Annotated in this window: 18 protein-coding genes; 11 read left to right on the top strand and 7 right to left on the bottom strand. The window is 73.9% G+C overall.

Features of this window, described 5'->3' with window-relative positions; translation table 11 throughout:
* Window positions 1–97: 97 nt before the first annotated feature.
* Entirely contained in the window at window positions 98–820 is a 723-nt protein-coding gene (locus ABT112_RS08680) for a lysophospholipid acyltransferase family protein (protein ID WP_351507058.1), read from the bottom strand.
* Window positions 821–989: 169 nt separating this feature from the next.
* A complete protein-coding gene (locus ABT112_RS08675) occupies window positions 990–1403 on the bottom strand; it encodes a DUF4395 domain-containing protein (RefSeq protein WP_351507056.1) in 414 nt (137 codons plus the stop codon).
* A 75-nt stretch (window positions 1404–1478) separates the two neighbouring features.
* Here ABT112_RS08675 and ABT112_RS08670 point away from each other — a divergent pair, with 75 nt between their 5' ends.
* The 5 genes from ABT112_RS08670 (at window position 1479) to ABT112_RS08650 (ending at window position 6355) form a co-directional block, all read left to right on the top strand.
* The gene (locus tag ABT112_RS08670) at window positions 1479–1892 is read left to right on the top strand and encodes a TlpA family protein disulfide reductase (protein ID WP_351507054.1); all 414 of its coding nucleotides are present in this window, start codon (window positions 1479–1481) and stop codon (window positions 1890–1892) included.
* A 199-nt stretch (window positions 1893–2091) separates the two neighbouring features.
* Entirely contained in the window at window positions 2092–2613 is a 522-nt protein-coding gene (locus tag ABT112_RS08665; RefSeq protein WP_351507052.1) for a flavin reductase family protein, read from the top strand.
* Between the two features lie 461 nt (window positions 2614–3074).
* Window positions 3075–3860: an electron transfer flavoprotein subunit beta/FixA family protein gene (locus ABT112_RS08660; RefSeq protein WP_351507050.1), complete on the top strand. Its 786-nt coding sequence runs from the start codon at window positions 3075–3077 to the stop codon at window positions 3858–3860.
* Between the two features lie 90 nt (window positions 3861–3950).
* The gene (locus ABT112_RS08655) at window positions 3951–4913 is read left to right on the top strand and encodes an electron transfer flavoprotein subunit alpha/FixB family protein (RefSeq protein ID WP_351507048.1); all 963 of its coding nucleotides are present in this window, start codon (window positions 3951–3953) and stop codon (window positions 4911–4913) included.
* A 161-nt stretch (window positions 4914–5074) separates the two neighbouring features.
* Complete coding sequence (locus tag ABT112_RS08650) at window positions 5075–6355, top strand: DUF6986 family protein (protein ID WP_351507045.1); 1281 nt, start codon at window positions 5075–5077, stop codon at window positions 6353–6355.
* Window positions 6356–6537: 182 nt separating this feature from the next.
* On the opposite strand, the gene ABT112_RS08645 is transcribed toward ABT112_RS08650, so the two are convergent.
* Complete coding sequence (locus ABT112_RS08645) at window positions 6538–7584, bottom strand: LacI family DNA-binding transcriptional regulator (RefSeq protein ID WP_351507043.1); 1047 nt, start codon at window positions 7582–7584, stop codon at window positions 6538–6540.
* 118 nt (window positions 7585–7702) lie between these two features.
* On the opposite strand from ABT112_RS08645, the gene ABT112_RS08640 reads away from it, so the two are divergent.
* Both ABT112_RS08640 and ABT112_RS08635 read left to right on the top strand, forming a co-directional pair.
* The gene (locus ABT112_RS08640) at window positions 7703–8716 is read left to right on the top strand and encodes an ROK family protein (RefSeq protein WP_351507040.1); all 1014 of its coding nucleotides are present in this window, start codon (window positions 7703–7705) and stop codon (window positions 8714–8716) included.
* A 204-nt stretch (window positions 8717–8920) separates the two neighbouring features.
* Entirely contained in the window at window positions 8921–9235 is a 315-nt protein-coding gene (locus ABT112_RS08635) for a hypothetical protein (protein WP_351507039.1), read from the top strand.
* Between the two features lie 313 nt (window positions 9236–9548).
* On the opposite strand, the gene ABT112_RS08630 is transcribed toward ABT112_RS08635, so the two are convergent.
* On the bottom strand, window positions 9549–10184 hold the full coding sequence (locus ABT112_RS08630; protein WP_351507036.1) for an MmpS family transport accessory protein: 636 nt from the start codon (window positions 10182–10184) through the stop codon (window positions 9549–9551).
* Window positions 10185–10588: 404 nt separating this feature from the next.
* Between ABT112_RS08630 and ABT112_RS08625 the strand changes: the two genes are divergently transcribed.
* The gene (locus ABT112_RS08625) at window positions 10589–11626 is read left to right on the top strand and encodes an NUDIX hydrolase (RefSeq protein WP_351507034.1); all 1038 of its coding nucleotides are present in this window, start codon (window positions 10589–10591) and stop codon (window positions 11624–11626) included.
* A gap of 66 nt (window positions 11627–11692) precedes the next feature.
* On the opposite strand, the gene ABT112_RS08620 is transcribed toward ABT112_RS08625, so the two are convergent.
* A complete protein-coding gene (locus ABT112_RS08620) occupies window positions 11693–13066 on the bottom strand; it encodes a dipeptidase (protein WP_351507032.1) in 1374 nt (457 codons plus the stop codon).
* Between the two features lie 187 nt (window positions 13067–13253).
* Here ABT112_RS08620 and ABT112_RS08615 point away from each other — a divergent pair, with 187 nt between their 5' ends.
* The 3 genes from ABT112_RS08615 (at window position 13254) to ABT112_RS08605 (ending at window position 16778) form a co-directional block, all read left to right on the top strand.
* Window positions 13254–14483 (top strand): geranylgeranyl reductase family protein, encoded by a 1230-nt coding sequence (locus tag ABT112_RS08615; protein WP_351507030.1) that lies wholly within the window; start codon window positions 13254–13256, stop codon window positions 14481–14483.
* A 339-nt stretch (window positions 14484–14822) separates the two neighbouring features.
* Complete coding sequence (locus ABT112_RS08610) at window positions 14823–16112, top strand: sensor histidine kinase (protein WP_351507028.1); 1290 nt, start codon at window positions 14823–14825, stop codon at window positions 16110–16112.
* Window positions 16113–16778 (top strand): response regulator, encoded by a 666-nt coding sequence (locus ABT112_RS08605; protein ID WP_351507026.1) that lies wholly within the window; start codon window positions 16113–16115, stop codon window positions 16776–16778.
* On the opposite strand, the gene ABT112_RS08600 is transcribed toward ABT112_RS08605, so the two are convergent.
* Window positions 16739–17050, bottom strand: coding sequence for a DUF6332 family protein (locus ABT112_RS08600; RefSeq protein ID WP_351507024.1), 312 nt, complete (start codon window positions 17048–17050; stop codon window positions 16739–16741). The genes ABT112_RS08605 and ABT112_RS08600 overlap by 40 nt on opposite strands.
* A 256-nt stretch (window positions 17051–17306) precedes the next feature.
* The gene (locus ABT112_RS08595; protein WP_351507022.1) at window positions 17307–18425 is read right to left on the bottom strand and encodes a DUF5937 family protein; all 1119 of its coding nucleotides are present in this window, start codon (window positions 18423–18425) and stop codon (window positions 17307–17309) included.
* Window positions 18426–18475 lie beyond the last annotated feature (50 nt).

The raw sequence follows: 18475 nt of genomic DNA, 5'->3' as shown, positions 1-18475 counted from the left end.
CTGCGGGCCGGGAGCGGATGCGCCGACGGGCCCGGAAGCAGCACATCGGTGCCGCCTCCGGGCCCGTCGGCGCGTTCGCGAGGACGGTCCGCGGGCCTCAGCCCTGCCCGGCGGGCTGCGGCGGGAGCGGGGCGGTGCCTCCCAGGTGCGCCGGGACCCACCAGGTGTCCTCCGGACCCTTGGGGCGCACCGGATAGGCCCGCTGTGCGGCCTCCAGCAGGTCCTGCACCCGCGCCCGGACCCGCTGGGTGATGCCCACCGCGGTCTCGCCCGGCTCGGTGTCCATCGGTTCCCCCACCCGGATGGTGATCGGGATGTGGTTGCGGCCGAGGTTGCGCGGCTTGCCCTTGGTCCACAGCCGCTGGGTGCCCCACAGCGCCATCGGCAGCAGCGGCACGCCCGCCTCCTGCGCCAGCCGGGCGGCCCCCGACTTGAAGTTCTTCAGGGTGAACGACTGCGAGATCGTGGCCTCCGGGAACACCCCGATGATCTCGCCCGAGCGCAGCGCCTTGAGCGCGTGCGCATAGGCGTGCTCGCCCTGCGCCCGGTCCACCGGGATGTGCTTCATCGCCCGCATCAGCGGACCGGAGACCTTGTGCCGGAAGACCGACTCCTTCGCCATGAAGCGCACCAGGCGCTTGGCCGGCAGGGCGGTGAGCCCGCAGAACACGAAGTCCAGGTAGCCGATGTGGTTGCTGACCAGGACGGCTCCACCGCGCCGGGGTATGTGTTCGGTTCCCTGGATGTCGAAGCGCAGGTCGAGCGCCTTGAACATGGTGCGGGCGGCGCCGATCACCGGCGGGTAGACGAGCTCTGCCATGCAGGGGGACCCTTCTGTGCGGCCCGGGGAGGGTGCTCCCGGCGAAGTTACGCAGACGTAGGTTTCTGGCTTTGGGCAGATCGTGCCTGATCGCGGAGGCTTCGGCCAGTCCAGGAGGCTCCTCGTCAGGAGATCCTCGTCACGTCTGCCCCTTCTGCCCCACCTTCGCTCATGCCGTGGCCCGGCGGACCAGCAGGTACATCTCGCACCCCAGGCAGTAGCCGAAGGCGGCGTTGAGGAAGGCGGCCGCGAGGGCGCACCCGGTCGCCGCCATGCCCAGCCACTGCGGCCCCAGGAGATACCCGGCGAGGCCCACCAGGGCGAAGAGCAGGCCGACGGTCTGCGCGAAGCGCGGCGGAGCCGGGTCCTCGAACGCGGCCGGCGGTCCCAGCCGCGGGCGCACCGCGGTCCGGAACAGCCATCCGTACGGCGACCGGGGCACCCCGGCCGCCGCTCCCACCGCGAAGCACAGGGCCTGCCAGGCCAGCAGCGGCACGCTCCCCGTGATCAGCACGGTGGCCAGCACCGCACTGGTCACGGCGGCGCCGAATCTCGGTCCTCGTATGTCCATGGCCGCAGTCATGGCCTCAGCATGCCGCAGCGAAGCGGAATGATGGCTTCGGGAATTCTTGCAGTCCCATGAACGCTGGAGGCGGGGATGACCGGACTGATGGTGTGCCTGGCGGTGCTGGCGGTGGCCGGCGCCTACGGAAGTGTGCACACGCGACGGAGCGGGAGGCTGAAGGTGCGGGGTCGTGACGGTGACGTACGGCTGGGCGCGGCCGAACTGGGCGCGAGCCTGGGGCGGAAGGCGACGCTCGTCCAGTTCTCCAGCGCCTTCTGCCAGCCCTGCCGGGCCACCCGCCGGACGCTCACCGAGGTCGCCGGGATGGTCGACGGCGTGGCCCATGTGGAGATCGACGCGGAGGACCGGCTCGAACTCGTCCGCTCCCTGCAGATCCTGCGCACCCCCACCGTCCTGGTGCTCGACGCGGAGGGCCGCGTGGTGCGTCGCGCCTCCGGCCAGCCCCGCAGGGCGGACGTCATCGCGGCGCTGGGGGAGGCCGTGTGACGGCGGCGTGATGGTTCTCCCATCTCCCGGACCACACTTGACGTCGCGGTTTGCCGCTCGTCAGGCTGACCCTCATGCGGTCGGAACTCCTTCTCTTCGGACGGGTGCACGTGGACCTCGTCCGGCACGCCAGCGCGCGCTGTCCGGTCTGTTGAGCAACGACGACTCCACCCGGCCCACACCACAGAAGGACAACTCCATGACGGCCACGCACGATCTCGGCACTCCGCGGCTCGCCGGTACCGACCTCCTGCGCTCCGCCTTCCGCCGGCACGCCGCCGGCGTCGCCGTGATCACCGTTCCGGGGGCCCGCCCCGCCGGGTTCACCGCGACCTCGCTCGCCTCCGTCGCCGCCGAGCCGCCGCTGCTCTCGTTCGGAGTCGGCACGGGGTCCTCCACCTGGCCGCTCCTCGCCGACGCGGGCCACGTCGGGGTGCACGTCCTCGCCGAGCATCAGCAGGAGCTCGCCGCGACGTTCGCCCGCAGCGGCGCCGACCGCTTCGCGCCGCCCACCCGCTGGCACTCCGGGCCGCACGGGGTGCCGGTCCTGGACGGCGTGCTGGCCTGGCTCGTCTGCCGGGTGGTGGCCCGGATACCCGCCGGCGACCACCGGCTGGTGCTCGCCGAGGTCGTCGAGGGGGTCGTGCCGGACGCCTCGGGGCCGGAGGGTGTGCGGCCGCTGCTCTACCACCATGGCGGCTTCAACGCCCTGCGCGACTGACCCGCCGCTTCCCGTTCCGGCGGGCCGCTTCCCGTTCCGGCGGGCCGGCGCGGCAAGGCGCCCCGGACGCGGCGGGGTTCGGCCCGACGCGGGCCGTGCCGTACGCCGGCCCCGGGCCTCTCCGTCACGGCGCTCGTCGCGCGTGCCCGCTCCGGGCGGTCCGTCCCTCGGGCCGTTCCGCACGGCTCGTGCGATGCCCATGGCCGGTGATCGAGGCGGAATATGCGGCACCGCCGTGTGAGATGCATCTCCAACGATCCGAAGATATGGCCTCTGACCTGCGTAAACGGCATCCTGGCGGTCAGGTGTGAGCGCTTGATAACCGGGAACGGTACGAGTGTACTGACGAGTAATATTTTGGTGGGAGTGCGGAGCGCCCCAACCAGGGGATCCGCCCCGAATGGCGCCTATGCTGCCAGCAAGAGGCACCCCAGTAGAGACGATGCAGTAGGAGAGCCGGCGTGAGCTTGAGGATCGTTGTCTGTGTGAAGTACGTGCCCGACGCCACCGGCGACCGGCACTTCGCCGAGGACCTGACCACCGACCGTGACGCGGTCGACGGCCTGCTGTCCGAGCTCGACGAGTATGCCGTCGAGCAGGCCCTCCAGATCGCCGACGAGGCCGACGACGCGGAGATCACCGTCCTGACCGTGGGCCCGGAGGACGCGCGTGACGCCCTCCGCAAGGCGCTCTCCATGGGTGCCGACAAGGCTGTCCACGTCGAGGACGACGACCTGCACGGCACCGACGCGCTGGGCACCTCGCTGGTTCTGACCAAGGCTGTCGAGCACATCGGATACGACCTGGTCATCTGCGGTATGGCATCCACCGACGGCACCATGGGCGTGCTGCCGGCGATCCTTGCCGAGCGGCTCGGCGTGCCGCAGGTGACGCTGCTGTCCGAGGTTTCCGTCGAGGACGGCAAGGTCTCCGGCCGCCGTGACGGCGACGCCGCCAGCGAGCAGCTCGAGGCGTCCCTCCCGGCCGTCGTGTCCGTGACCGACCAGTCGGGCGAGGCCCGTTACCCGTCGTTCAAGGGCATCATGGCCGCCAAGAAGAAGCCGGTGGAGACGCTGGACCTGTCGGACCTCGGCATCGAGGCGGAAGAGGTCGGTCTCGAGGGCGCCTGGACCACGGTGGACGGCGCCGCGCAGCGTCCGCCGCGCACCGCCGGCACGATCGTCAAGGACGAGGGCGAGGGCGGCAAGCAGCTCGCGGAGTTCCTCGCGGGTCAGAAGTTCATCTAGAACGCTGCCTCGCGGCCCGGGCGTCCGTCCGAGCTGCCGCGATCACCCCAACCGCCCCCAGATTCTTCGCACTCGCAGGAGAGCAATCCCATGGCTGAAGTTCTCGTCTACGTCGACCACGTGGACGGTGCCGTCCGCAAGCCGACCCTCGAACTGCTGACCCTCGCCCGCCGCATCGGCGAGCCCGTCGCCGTGCACCTCGGCGCCGGTGCCGACACCGCCGCGCCGGTGCTCGCCGAGCACGGTGCGGTCAAGGTCCTGACCGCCGACGCCCCCGAGTTCGCGGACTACCTCGTCGTGCCCAAGGTGGACGCGCTCGAGGCCGCCTACCAGGCCGTCAGCCCCGCCGCGGTGCTCGTGCCGTCCTCCGCGGAGGGCAAGGAGATCGCCGCCCGCCTCGCGGTGCGGATCGGCTCCGGCATCATCACCGACGCCGTCGACCTGGAGTCCGGCGACGAGGGCCCGGTGGCCACCCAGTCGGTGTTCGCCGCCGCCTTCACCACCAAGTCCCGCATCACCAAGGGCACCCCGGTCATCACCGTCAAGCCGAACTCGGCCGCTCCGGAGGCCGCCCCGGCCGCCGGGACCGTGGAGCAGCTCGCCGTCACCTTCGGCGACAAGGCCACCGGCACCAAGGTCGTCTCCCGCACCCCGCGTGAGTCGACCGGCCGCCCCGAGCTCACCGAGGCCGCGATCGTGGTCTCCGGCGGCCGTGGCGTCAACGGTGCCGAGAACTTCCACATCGTCGAGACCCTGGCCGACTCGCTCGGCGCGGCCGTCGGTGCCTCGCGCGCCGCGGTGGACGCCGGCTGGTACCCGCACTCCAACCAGGTCGGCCAGACCGGCAAGTCCGTCTCGCCGCAGCTGTACATCGCGGCGGGCATCTCCGGCGCGATCCAGCACCGGGCCGGCATGCAGACCTCGAAGACCATCGTGGCCGTCAACAAGGACGCCGAGGCCCCGATCTTCGACCTGGTCGACTACGGCGTGGTCGGCGACCTCTTCGAGGTCGTCCCGCAGCTGACCGAAGAGGTCAAGACCCGCAAGGGCTGAGCCGCTTCGCCCCGAGGCCCCCGGACGCCGCCGCGACCGGGGGCCTCGTGCGTCCGCGGCCCCCGCCGCCCGGCCGTGAGGGTGTTGACCTGCGGACCTGCCCTGGATAGCTTCACGTTACGGATAGTTGATTCCGTTCAGCGGAAGAGAGAGGGTGTCGTATGGGCCGGGACGAGAGGGTGGCCACCAGCCTCGCCGGAGCGGTGGGCCAGGAGATCGGGGCCTCCCTGGCCGACGTGGACGCCGAACTCGCCCGCCGCTACCCCGGTGACCCGGGCACCCGCCAGCCCGTGCACACCGTCTACGTCCCCGCCGACACCTTCGCCGCCGACACCGTGCGCGGCTGGGGCGACCGGGCGCTGGCCGCGCTCGACGAGCACGCCCCCGACGCCGGGACGTTCGCCGCGGCGCTGGGGCTCGGTGACGACCTCGCGGGACCGGTGTACCGGCGGGTGCGGGAGAAGCTGCTGCGCGAGCCCGTGGAGGACCTCCGCATCGACTTCGAGGACGGCTACGGGCCCCGCCCCGACGCCGAGGAGGACGCCGCGGCGGCCCGCGCCGCGCGGCTCGTCGCGGACGCCGTGGCCGACGGCACCGCCCCGCCGTACCTGGGCATCCGGATGAAGTGCATGGAGGCCGCCGTCCGCGACCGCGGCATCCGCACCCTGGACATCTTCCTCACCGGCCTGATGGACGCGGGCGGCCTGCCCGACGGCCTGCTCCTCACCCTCCCCAAGGTCAGCCACCCCCAGCAGGTCACCGCGATGGTGCGGCTGCTGGAGGAGTTCGAGCGGGCGCGGGGGCTGGCGCCCGGCCGGATCGGCTTCGAGATCCAGATCGAGACCACCCAGGCCGTCCTCGGCGCCGACGGCCGGGCCACCGTCGCCCGCATGATCGACGCGGCCGGAGGGCGTGCGACGGGACTGCACTACGGCACCTTCGACTACAGCGCCTCCTGCGGGGTCAGCGCCGCCTACCAGTCCATGGACCACCCGGTGGCCGACCACGCCAAGGCCGTCATGCAGGTCGCGGCCGCGGGCACCGGCGTCCGGCTCTCCGACGGCTCCACCAACGTCCTGCCGGTGGGCACCACCGCGCAGGTCCACGACGCCTGGCGGCTCCACCACGGGCTCGTCCGGCGCTCGTTGGCCCGCGCCTACTACCAGGGCTGGGACATGCACCCCGGCCACCTGCCCACCCGGTACGCCGCCGTCTACGCCTTCTACCGCGAGGGGCTGGACCGGGCCGCGGAGCGGCTCGCCGCCTATGTGAACCGTGCGGGCGGCGCCGTCCTGGACGAGCCCGCCACCGCGCGGGCGCTGAGCGGCTACCTGCTCCGCGGTGTGGACTGCGGCGCGACGGACGCCGACGAGGTGGCCCGGCTCACCGGCCTGTCCCGGGCCGACCTCGACCACCTGGCCGGGCGTCCCGCGGCTTCCTGAACCGCCGCGCTCTCCGTTCGGTGGTCCGGCCCTTCCGCCCCGGACTCCCTTGTCGTGAGCCGGAGTTCGGCATGCGGGCGGGGGCTGACCGGGTGAAGCGGGCAGGACCGGTGCTCACGGCGCGACCGATGGGCGGCATCCCCGCACCGGCATCCCCGCACCGGGAGCGCCGCCGGGTGCGGTCAGGCCGGGCCGTCGTACGGCGGGAGTTCGCCGGAGCCGCGGGGAATCAGCCGGGTGGCCAGCTCCACCCGGGCGGGCTCACCGGCCCCGCCGTCGAGCCTGCGGAAGAGGCGGTCGGCCGCCGTGCGGCCCAGCTGGGCGGCGTCCTGGGCGACCACCGTGACGCCGGGGGAGAGCAGATCGGCCAGTTCGAAGTCGTCGAAGCCGACCAGGGCGACCGGGCGCGGGCGGCCGTTGAGGACGCGGACGACGGTGACCGTCACCCGGTTGTTGCCGGAGAAGAACGCGGTGACGGGCTCCGGTGCGTCGAGCATGGCCAGCGCGGCGGACCGGACCCGCTCCGGCTCGGTGGAGCCGAGGGACACCCAGGACTCGTCGACCGGGAGCCCGGCCTCGGCCATCGCGGCGCGGTAGCCCCGCAGCCGTTCGACCGCCGTGTGGATGCGGGGCCGGTCCCCGATGAACCCGATCCGCCGGTGGCCGTGGGCCATGAGGTGACGGACACCGTCGCGGGCCCCGGAGAAGCTGTCGGAGAGCACCACGTCCGCGTCGATCCGGCCGGGGGGACGGTCCACGAACACCGTGGCCACCCCGGCGGCTATCTCCGGTTCGAGGTAGGTGTGGTCGTCGCTGGCGGGGACGATGACCAGACCGTCCACCCGCCGGGCGCAGAACGCCAGCACCAACTCCTGTTCCCGCTCGGCCTCTTCGGCGCTGGAGCCGTGAATGAGCAGCGCGCCGTGGGCCCGTGCGGCCTCCTCCACGGCGCGGCTCATCGGGCCGTAGAACGGGTCGGCGAGGTCCTCCAGGACGAGCCCGATGCTCGCGGTCCGGCCCTTCCGCAGGATCCGCGCACTGTCGTTGCGGCGGAATCCCAGGGCGTCGATCGCCTCCTGCACCCGGCGCATGGTGTCCGGTGTGACGCCCGGTTCGCCGTTCACCACCCGCGAGACCGTCTTCAGTCCGACGCCGGCGCGTGCCGCGACGTCCTTCATGGTCGGCCGGGTGCCGTAGCGGCGCTCGGTGCGGGGGGCGATGTCGGCCACGGTGCGGGTCCTTAAGCGTCCACGGGCGGGGTGGATACGAGCATAAGGCCTGGACAACGTTGTCAAAACTGGGGAGACTGAACCGCCGGAGCCTCGCCGACCAGGAGATACGACCCCGATGCAGAACGACCTCGTCGCCGCCCTCGACATCGGGGGAACCAAGATCGCCGGGGCGCTGGTCGACAGCGCCGGCCGGCTGGTCGTCCGTGCGCAGCGGCCCACCCCCGCGCACGAGGACGGGGACACCGTCATGGCGGCCGTCACGGCCGTGCTCGGCGAGCTCGCGGGCGCCCCCGGCTGGGAGCGGGTCACCGCGGCCGGCATCGGCAGCGCGGGACCGGTCGACGCGTCCACCGGCACGGTCAGCCCGGTCAACGTGCCCGGCTGGCGGGACTATCCGCTGGTCGACGCGGTGCGGGCGGCGCTGGGCGGCATGCGCCCCGGCGGTCCGACGGGCCGGTGGCCGGCGGGCGGGCTCCCGGTCACCCTGGTCGGCGACGGGGTGGCCATGACGGCCGCCGAGCACTGGCAGGGCGCCGCCCGCGGCCGGGCGAACGCCCTGTGCATGGTGGTCTCCACCGGGGTCGGCGGTGGACTCGTCCTGGGCGGCCGGCTGCACCCGGGGCCCACCGGCAACGCCGGGCACATCGGGCACATCAGCGTGGACCTGGACGGCGATCCCTGCCCGTGCGGGGCCCGCGGCTGTGTGGAGCGCATAGCCAGTGGGCCGAACATCGCCCGCCGGGCGCTGGAGCGCGGCTGGCGGCCCGGGCCGGACGGCGATGCCACGGCAGCAGCGGTGGCGCGGGCGGCGCGGGCCGGCGATCCGGTGGCGCGCGGCTCCTTCGAGCGGGCCGCTCAGGCCCTGGCGGCGGGGATCGCCGCCACCGCGACCCTGGTGGAGATCGAGGTCGCGGTGATCGGCGGGGGAGTGGCCGCGGCCGGTGAGGTGCTGTTCGCCCCGCTCCGGGCGGCCCTCCGGGACTACGCCGGGCTGTCCTTCGTCCAGGGTCTGGAGGTCGTTCCGGCGCAGATGGGCACCGACGCCGGCCTGGTGGGGGCGGCGGCCGCGGTCCGGGCGCGGTCCGGTTCGCCGACGGCCGTGGAGGCGTCGGCGCCCACCGTGCCGTAGCCGGGATCCATGGCGCGGCAACGGCGGGGCTCCGCCGGTGCGTTCGGACGTATGCCGCCTGCGGCTCCGCGGGGCCGCAGGCAGCGGTGCGGGCGCCGGTGCGGGCGGCGGCGAAGGCGCGGAGTTGGCCGGATCCGCGGGTTGACCGGCGGGGGTTCCCGTATCTCGGCCGATGGATCACCCCGGGAGGTTTACGGTTCCGCGATGGTCTGGATCACGGCTGTCGCCATCCCCCTGGTGGTCTCGCTCATCACCTCCGTGCTGGCCTGGAAGCAGCACGAGTCCCGGCTGCGGGCGGAGCTCCGCACCGAGTTCATGGCCGAGGCCGCGCTGCACGCCCTGCTGAAGGACTCCCGGTGGCCGACGCGCTACTTCACCACCATCCGCGGCTATCTCAAGGGCTTCGAGGACGACGAACTGCGCAAACTCCTGGTCCGTGCGGGCGCCCTCTGCTTCGAGAGCGGCGGCCGGGAACGCTGGGGCCTGCGGGAGCGGAACGCCGACAAGCTGAGCAAGTGACGGATTCCGGCCGCGTGTTCACGGCGGTCCGCGGCACCCATGGCGGTCCGCGGCGGCCACGGTTGTTCGCGGCACCCACGGCCGCGAAGCGCGGCCCGGTCCCCGCAGCACGGGCCTTCCGGATGCCCGGCCGGCCGGATACCGGCGCAGGGGGTGGCCGGGACGCCCTCGGAGCCGGGGTGTTGCGCGGCTGCCGGGCGCCGGCCACGGCGGCGCGACGGCGCACCATCGGGGTCGGGGCCTCGGGGCCTCGGGGCCTCGGGGCCGGGGCCGTGCCACCGTCCGCCGGAGCCCGACGGACGGTGGCCGTCGGTCAGTTCCAGCCGCCGAGCAGGCCGCCGTTCAACTGGGCGGAGCAGATGTTGTATCCGCCGCGGGCGCGCCCGCTCTTGGTCTCGCCGTCGATGGTGACGGAGCACCGGATGTCCCCGCCGCCCTGGAGCTGGGCCGAGATCTGGTAGTAGAGCGCGTCGTCCTTGACGGTGAGGGTCTTCGTCATCGGCAGGCCGCTGCCGTCGAGGTTCTCGGTGTCGCTGCCGTAGGTGATGTCCGCACCCGACGGGGCGGTTCCCCACACCTTGAAGACCGCCTTTCCGGACGGCGCGCTCTTCTTCTGCTCGGCCTGTTCGGCCTTCGCCTCACTCCGCGCCGGTGCCTTCCTGGACTTCGGCTTCTGCTTCCGGGCCGGATCGGCCGCGGCCCGCGCCGTCACCGTGGCGGTGACGGTGGGGGCGGGTTCGGCCGCCGCGGCCCGCGATGTGGAGTCGTCGCCCGCCGAACCGATGCCGACGCCGAACAGCAACAGTCCGGCGGCTACAGGGAGCGCGATGCGCTTGCGGGCCCAGCGCGGCCGGGCCGGGGCGGGCGCAGCCGGCTGCGGGTGTCCCTGCGGATACGGCGACTGCGGTGGCTGCGGCGACTGCGGTGACTGCTGATGTCCCCAGGACATGAAGTCCCCCCTCGGGTAGTTGAACAGGAGACGAAATTAGCGGCACCGTCGGGCGATCGCGGGCGAGGTTATTGAACTGCGACATTCCTCGTCGTTGTTGTGATCCGGTCCATCCGCCCCACACGCCCCCGTGGCCGCTGTGCCGACGCTGCGCACCGATGGCGCGGAAGCCGAGGAATGCGACGATATGGGGAGGTCGGCGGGCCGTGGGGCCGACCGCCCGGTGGGCGCACGCCTTCGCCGGCTCTCCCTCCGCCGGAGCGCATCGGCGCTGCTCCCGCCGCCGGGGTGCCCGAGCGCCCGCCGGCGGGCCCCGGGGCGCCCCGGGGGCCACCTTGCCGCGCGGCATTTCCGTGGCAAGGTGTAGCGGGCAATCCACTGGGTGCTATGGCATAGGGGGAAATGTGATCGTCTGGATCAATGGTGCGTTCAGTGCGGGGAAGACCAGTACGGCTCGTGAACTGACCGACTTGATCCCGGGCAGCACCTTCTACGACCCCGAGGTGATCGGCGGCGCACTGGCGTATCTGCTGCCGCAGAAGCGGCTCAACGAGGTGACCGACTACCAGGACCTCGCGATCTGGCGGCGCCTGGTCGTCGATGCGGCCGCCGCCGTGCTGGCGGAGGTGGGCGGCGTGCTGGTGGTCCCCATGACGGTGCTCCGCCAGGACTACCGCGACGAGATCTTCGGCGCGCTCGCCGCGCGCCGCATCCCGGTACGGCATGTGGTGCTCACGCCTGACGAAACGATCCTGCGCGAACGGATATCGGGCCGCGAGGAGTTCGCCGACGACCCCGCGCGCAGCGCCGCCGTACGGCAGTGGTCGCTCGACAGCCTGGCCCGGTACCGGGAGGCGCTGCCCTGGCTCACCGCCGACGCCCACCCCGTCGACAACGGCGCGCTCACCCCGCGCGAGACCGCGGAACGGATCGCCGAGGCGATACGCACCGGCGCCGCGGGGGCGTGCGAGATCGTGCAGACCCCCGAGCCCACCGCCCCGACGCTGGCCGCCGGGGTCCTGCTCTTCGACGAGCAGGACCGGGTGCTGCTGGTGGATCCCACGTACAAGCCCGGGTGGGAGTTCCCCGGCGGCGTCGTCGAGCCGGGTGAGGCCCCCGCCCGGGCCGCGATGCGCGAGGTCGCCGAGGAGACCGGCATCGAGCTCGACCGCGTCCCCGGGCTGCTCCTGGTCGACTGGGAACCGCCCAGGCCCCCGGCCTTCGGCGGGTTGCGGCTCCTCTTCGACGGTGGGCGCCTGGGCCCCGGCTCCGCCGAGCGGGTCCTGCTGCCGGGCGCGGAACTGCGCGGCTGGCGCTTCGTCAGCGAGGAGGAGGCCGCCGAACTGCTGCCGGAGGAGCGGTTCCAACGGCTGCGCTGGGCGCTGCGCGCCCGCGAACGGGCCACCGTGCTCAACCTGGAGGCGGGTGTGCCCGTCGGCTGACTCCTCCCGCCTGCGCCGGGCGGGCCCGGGGCCGCATCCGCTCCGCGGCCCCGGACCCGGACGCCGTCACCCCCGGGCGGACGCCGCGTAGTCGGTGAGGAACAGCGCCTCCGCGAGGGAGAGCCGCTCGAGCTCCTCCGGGGACACGCTCTCGTTCACCGCGTGGATCTGCGCCTCCGGCTCGCTCAGGCCGATCAGCAGGATCTCCGCCTCCGGGTAGAGCGTGGCCAGGGTGTTGCAGAGCGGGATGGAGCCGCCCTGCCCGGCGGTCTGCATCTCCTCGCCGGGGTAGGCGGCCCGCATCGCCGCCGCCATCGCCTCGTACGCCGGGCTGGCGGTGTCGGCGCGGAACGGCTGCCCCTGGCCGGCCTGTTCCACCGTGATCCGGGCGCCCCACGGCGCCTTGGCCTCCAGGTGCGCAGTGAGCAGCTTCGTCGCCTCGGCCGCGTCGGTGCCCGGCGGCACCCGCAGGCTCACCAGGGCGCGGGCACCCGCCTGGACCGACGGGGTGGCGCCGACGACCGGCGGGCAGTCGATGCCGAGGACGGTCACCGCGGGGCGTGCCCAGATGCGGTCGGCGACGGTGCCGGAGCCGATGAGCTCCACCCCGTCGAGCACCTTCGCGTCCTTGCGGAACGCCTCCTCCGGATACTGCAGGCCTTCCCAGCGCGCGTCGTGCGCCAGCCCGTCGACCACCGTGGAGCCGTCCTCGGCGCGCAGCGTGTCCAGCACCCGGATCAGCGCGGCCAGCGCGTCGGGCGCGGCGCCGCCGAACTGCCCCGAGTGCAGGTTGCCTTCGAGCGTGTCGACCTGCACCCGGACCAGGGTCATCCCGCGCAGCGTGGCGGTGACGGTCGGCAGCCCGACCCGGAAGTTGCCGGTGTCGCCGATGACCACCGCGTCCGCGGCGAGGAGCTCCGGGTGCGCCTCCGCGTACCGCTCCAGACCGCCGGTGCCCTGCTCTTCCGAGCCCTCGGCGATGACCTTCACGTTCACCGGGACGCCGCCGTGCGCCTTGAGCGCCCGCAGCGCCGTGAGGTGCATGATCAGGCCGCCCTTGCAGTCGGCGGCGCCGCGACCGTACCAGCGGCCGTCGCGCTCGGTCAGCTCGAACGGCGGGGAGACCCAGGCGGATTCGTCGAGCGGCGGCTGCACGTCGTAGTGCGCGTAGAGCAGCACCGTCGGGGCGCCCTCGGGGCCGGGCAGGAAGCCGTACACCGACTGGGTGCCGTCCGGCGTGTCCAGCAGGGCGACGTCCTGGAAGCCCTCGGCGCGCAGTGCCTCGGCGACCCAGGCGGCCGCCGCTTCGCACTCGCTCCGGGGGAACTGGTCGGGGTCGGCGACCGACTGGAAGGCGACCAGTTCGGCCAGTTCCGTCCGGGCGCGGGGCAGCAGCGAGGCGACGGTCTCGGCGAGTGGGGTGACCGCGGTCTGCTCCATGGGGCGGCGCTCCTCGTGGGTGCGAAGGCGGAGGTACGTTCAGGGGTGAGCCGTACGTACCGTGCATACGCTGCCGATCCTCCCACAGTGAGCCGTGGTGACCATGAGCCGTAGGATGCGAACGGTAGCCGGAGCCACCTCTGGGCTTCGGTCGGGGGACCCAGGCCGAGCGGGAGCAGAAGCACAGGTGAGCAGCGAGAACGCGGAACAGGGCACCGAGCCGGAGTGGGACGTCGTGGTCGTGGGGGCCGGCCCCGCGGGTGCGTCGGCGGCGTATGCCGCGGCCGCCGCCGGGCGGCGGGTCCTGCTGCTGGAGAAGGCGGAACTGCCCCGGTACAAGACGTGCGGCGGAGGCATCATCGGCCCGTCGCGGGACGCCCTGCCGCCGGGCTTCGAACTCCCGCTGCGCGACCGGGTGCACGCGGTGACGTTCTCCCTGAACGGACGGCTGGCCCGCACCCGCCGCTCCCGCCGGATGCTCTTCGGGCTGATCAACCGCCCGGAGTTCGACCAGCAGTTGGTGGCCGCGGCGCAGCAGGCCGGCGCCACGCTGCGGACCGGCGTCACCGTGACACGGGTGGAGCAGCACGGCCCGGCGGTGCCCGACCGGCGCACCGTCGCGGTGGTGCTCTCCGGCGGGGAGACCGTCCTGGCCCGTGCGGTCGTCGGCGCGGACGGCAGCGCCAGCCGGATAGGAGCGCATGTCGGGGTGAAGCTGGACCAGGTGGACCTGGGTCTGGAGGCGGAGATCCCCGTTCCGGAGTCCGTGCAGGAGGACTGGGCGGGGCGGGTGCTCATCGACTGGGGCCCGATGCCCGGCAGTTACGGCTGGGTGTTCCCCAAGGGCGACACCCTCACCGTCGGGGTGATCTCGGCCCGCGGCGAGGGCGCCGGGACCAAGCGCTATCTGGAGGACTTCATCGGTCGGCTCGGGCTGGCCGGTTTCGAGCCGAGCATCTCCTCGGGGCACCTCACCCGCTGCCGGGCGGACGACTCGCCGCTCTCCCGCGGCCGGGTGCTGGTGTGCGGGGACGCGGCGGGGCTGCTGGAGCCCTGGACCCGCGAGGGCATCTCCTTCGCGCTGCGCTCGGGGCGGCTCGCGGGGGAGTGGGCGGTGCGGATCGCGGAGGCGCACGACGCGGTGGACGCCCGCCGCCAGGCCCTCAACTACGCCTTCGCCATCAAGGCCGGCCTGGGCGTCGAGATGGGGGTGGGGCGCCGGATGCTCGCCGCCTTCGAACGCCGCCCGGGCCTGCTGCACGCGGCGATCACCGGCTTCCGCCCGGCCTGGAACGCCTTCGCGAAGATCACCCGCGGCACGACCACGCTCGCCGAGATCGTCCGGACCCGTCCGATGGCCCGGCGGGCGCTGACGGCCATGGACCGGGACCGTACGGAGGCCGGCGCGCCCGAGTGATTCCGGTACGGGCCCGGCCGGGACGGCGCGCCGCCCTCGCCGGGCCTGTACCCGCTGGGCCTGTACCCGCCGGGCCCGCCCTCGCCGGGCCTGTACCCGCTGGGCCCGTACCCGCCGGGCCCGCACCCGCCGCGACTGTCCCCGTGGCCGCGCTGCCGTGGGGGCCGCGCGCCGCCGCACGAGAGACGGGTGCCCGGCCACCCCACCGTCCCGGCCACCCCACCGTCCCGGTCGGCACCGATGGCCCTCCGCGGCCGACGCGCTACTCCCCCGGGAGTAGGCGCGACCACGCCGCCGGTCCGACGTTCCGCGGAGCCCGGCCGGTCTAGCGTGGCCGGTATGAGCGAGGGACGGGTGCGGGGCACAGAGGACCGGGGCACGGAGGACCGGGACACGGGCCGATGGGCGCGTGCCCGGTGGCGGTGGCCCGCACCGCCCGGCGCCCGCCCGGCCCTGATCCCGCTCCTGGCCGTCTCCGTCGCGGTGGCGGCGGCCCAGCTGGCCGGTTCCCGCTTCGCGATGGAGAAGCAGCCGCACCGGGAAGGCCTCGCCGCGTTCGGCTATGTGCTGCTGCTCCTCGGGCCCGCCCTGCTGCTGCTGCGCCACCGGTACCCGCGGTGCGTGGTCTTCGGCACCGCCGCCGTCACGCTGCTCTACCTCGGCGCCGGATACCCCTACAGCCCGGTCTTCATCAGCGTCGTCGTCGCCTGCTTCACCGCGGTCGTCGCCGGTCACCGGTGGGCCGCCTGGTCCGCTCTGGGACTGCTCTGGGCGGGGCACCTGGTCATCGGCCACTGGCTCCACCCCTGGCTGCCGCCCGCGGACGACGGCGCCGCGCCCTGGAGCCAGGAACTGGTCGTCGCCGCCTGGGTGGCGGCGGTCGTCGCCGGCTCGGAGCTGGCCCGGATGCGCAGGGAGCGGCTCGCCCGGGAGCGCGCGGAACGGGAGCAGGCCGAGCGGCGCCGGGCCAACGAGGAGCGCCTGCGGATCGCGCGCGAGCTGCACGACGTCCTGGCCCACAGCATTTCGCTGATCAACGTGCAGGCCGGGGTCGGACTGGCCCTGCTCGACCAGCGGCCGGAGCAGGCCCGGACCGCTCTGATCACCATCAAGGAGGCCAGCAAGGAGGCGCTCGGTGAGGTCCGGCAGGTCCTCGACACTCTGCGCACCCCCGGCGACGCGCCGCGCTCGCCCGCCCCCGGACTGGACCGGCTTCCGGAGCTGACCCAGCAGGCGTCCGGCGCGGGCCTGGCGGTCGACGTCCGCACCGAGGGAACGCCGGTCGCACTGCCGCCCGGTGCGGACCTGGCGGCCTTCCGGATCGTCCAGGAGGCGCTGACCAACGTCGTCCGGCACTCCGGTTCGCGCACCGCCGCCGTCCTGCTCCGCTATGCGCCGCGGCGGCTGGAGATCCGGGTCGACGACGACGGCCCGGCGACCGCGGGGCGAGCGGCGAGCGGCGGCGGGAACGGTCTCGTCGGCATGCGTGAGCGGGCCGTCGCCCTGGGCGGCGGCGTCGAGGCGGGCCCCCGGCCCGGCGGCGGCTTCCGTGTCCTCGCCCGCATTCCGCTCGGCGCGGCGGCTACGGTGAGCCGGGAGAGGCCCCCCGTCGCCGAGGAGGAGACCTAAGTGATCCGCGTACTGCTCGCCGATGACCAGCTGCTCGTCCGGGCCGGGTTCCGCGCCCTGCTCGACGCGCAGCCCGGCATCGAGGTCACCGGCGAGGCCGCGGACGGCGCGCAGGCCCTGGCGCTGGTCCGGCAACTCCGCCCGGACATCGTGCTGATGGACATCCGCATGCCGGAGCTGGACGGTCTGGCCGCCACCCGCAGGATCAGCGAGGACCCGGAGCTGGCGGCCGTGAAGGTGGTCATGCTCACCACGTTCGAGCTGGACGAGTACGTCTTCGAGGCCATCCGCTCCGGTGCCTCCGGCTTCCTCGTGAAGGACACCGAACCGGATGAACTGCTGCGCGCGGTACGGGCGGTGGTGGACGGCGACGCCCTGCTCTCGCCGGGAGTGACGCGACGGCTGATCGCGGAGTTCGCCGCCCGCTCGAAGGAACCCGCGGCCGCCGAGGGGCTGGCCGCGCTCACCGAGCGGGAGCGGGAGGTGATGGCCCTGGTCGGCATCGGCCTGTCCAACGAGGAGATCGCCCGCCGCCTGGTCGTCAGCCCGCTGACCGCCAAGACCCATGTGAGCCGGACCATGGTGAAGCTGGGCGCCCGCGACCGCGCCCAACTGGTCGTCCTCGCCTACGAGTCGGGGCTGGTCCGGCCCGGCTGGCTGGGCTGACGGGCAGCTTCCTGGTCGGCCTGGCACGCCCCTACCGGCGCCCGCCGGACGCCGCGCAGAACGCGCACCACCCGCCACAGGAAGCCCGCCCCGGCGGCGACCGCGCCGGCCGTCAGCACCTGCCGCTCCTTGGCCGGGGACAGGTCGCCCAGCAGCGCGGGGCTCGCGACCGCGAGGAACACCACGGCGGCGACCCCCGCTCCCGTGACGAAGGCGAAGACCAACTCGACGGTCAGGGCGTCGCGGTCGAGTGGTGTGCGCGCGGGCGGCATGCGGGCAGTGTGCCACTCGGCGGGGCTCGGGGCATCGTTCTGTCCGGATACCGACGGTGCGTGCTCGGCCCGACGGGCACCCGCACCCGTCCGGCATCGTCCGGGCTCCCCGCGCCGGAGAGCGGTCGGGGCAGCGGGGCCGGATCCGGTGCGGCCGCCTGCCGGTCGACTCTTGGTGCCGTTCCCCTGGCCGTCCCGGTCTTGTTGTCGTTTCCCCCGGCTGTCCCGGGCCGTCGGACATGAGGCCGCCCCGGCGTCAGCGCAGCACCCCTTCCAGGAAGTCGCTGCCCAGCCGCGCGACCGCCGTCAGATCGAGCTGGTGGAGCACATAGCGGCCCCGACGCCGTGTGGTGATCAGCCCGGCCTTCCGCAGGACCGCGATGTGCCGCGACACCTCGGGTGGGGTGATGCCGTGCGCGGCGGCCAGCTCGCCGGTGGTGACGGCGGACCGGGCCAGGTAGCGGCACATCCGGATCCGCAGCGGGTGGGAGAGGGCCTCCATCCGCAGTTGCAGCAGGTCCAGGGAGCCGGGTCCCGGCACGTCGGGCGCCGCGGCCGGGTAGTGGACCACGGGGCGCCAGCCCGGTGCGTGGAGGACCCAGAGATGCGGGCGGCCCACGGAGGACGGCACGAAGGTGACGCCCGGGCCGGCTGCCGGGTCGAGGGCGTCCGCATGTCCGCTGCTGAGCTTGTCGACGACGATCCGGGTGCTGCTGTCGTCCAGCGCGAGGGCGGGTGACATCTCGGCCAGCGCCTGGGCCAGGCCCTTGCGGCGCAGGACCTCCGTCTTGTGCCGGGCGTCGGCGGCGAGCCGGGGGCGCACCCGCTGCCAGAGGTCGTCGAAGAAGGCCTCCGCGCAGTCCTCGAACAGCCGGCGGAGCCAGGCGCGAACCGCCTGCGGGTCCGTCAGGAGCCGCTGCGCGAACTCGGCCTGCCGGGTGCCGCGCGCGGTGGCGCGCTCCAGGGCATGCGCGCGGACCGCGGCGTTGACCAGCGGGGACGGGCCGTTCGGCTCGTAGTCCCGGTGGCAGGAGATGTCCAGGGCCGCGTCGACGAAGAGGTCGTCGTCCAGCCGGTCCAGCAGGTCGAGGTCCTCGGCGAGGGTGGCGCCCGGGCGGCCGCGGGTGTCCGGCAGCGCGGCGAACGGCATATCGGTGTCGCTGTGCGCGGAGCGCCACAGGAACTCCGCCTCGCACAGCCGGTCCGCGAGGTCCGGCCGGAGGGCGGCGTTCGTCGCGGTGGTCCAGCCCTGCAGCCCGGGATGGTGCTTCGGCTCGGCCAGGGCGTGCAGCGCGGCGCACAGTTCGGCAAGGGGCGACGGGCTGAAGACCAGGTGCTCGGGCGGGAGTCCCGCTATGTCGATGGTCACGCTCATGAGCTCCATGCTGCCTGCCCGGGCGCGGGCCGACGCCATCGAAGCGACCC

The organism is Streptomyces sp. NPDC002055, assembly GCF_040296705.1.
Lineage (GTDB): Bacteria > Actinomycetota > Actinomycetes > Streptomycetales > Streptomycetaceae > Streptomyces.
Note: the sequence above shows the minus strand (reverse complement) of the source record. Positions and strands in the feature narration are given on the sequence as shown.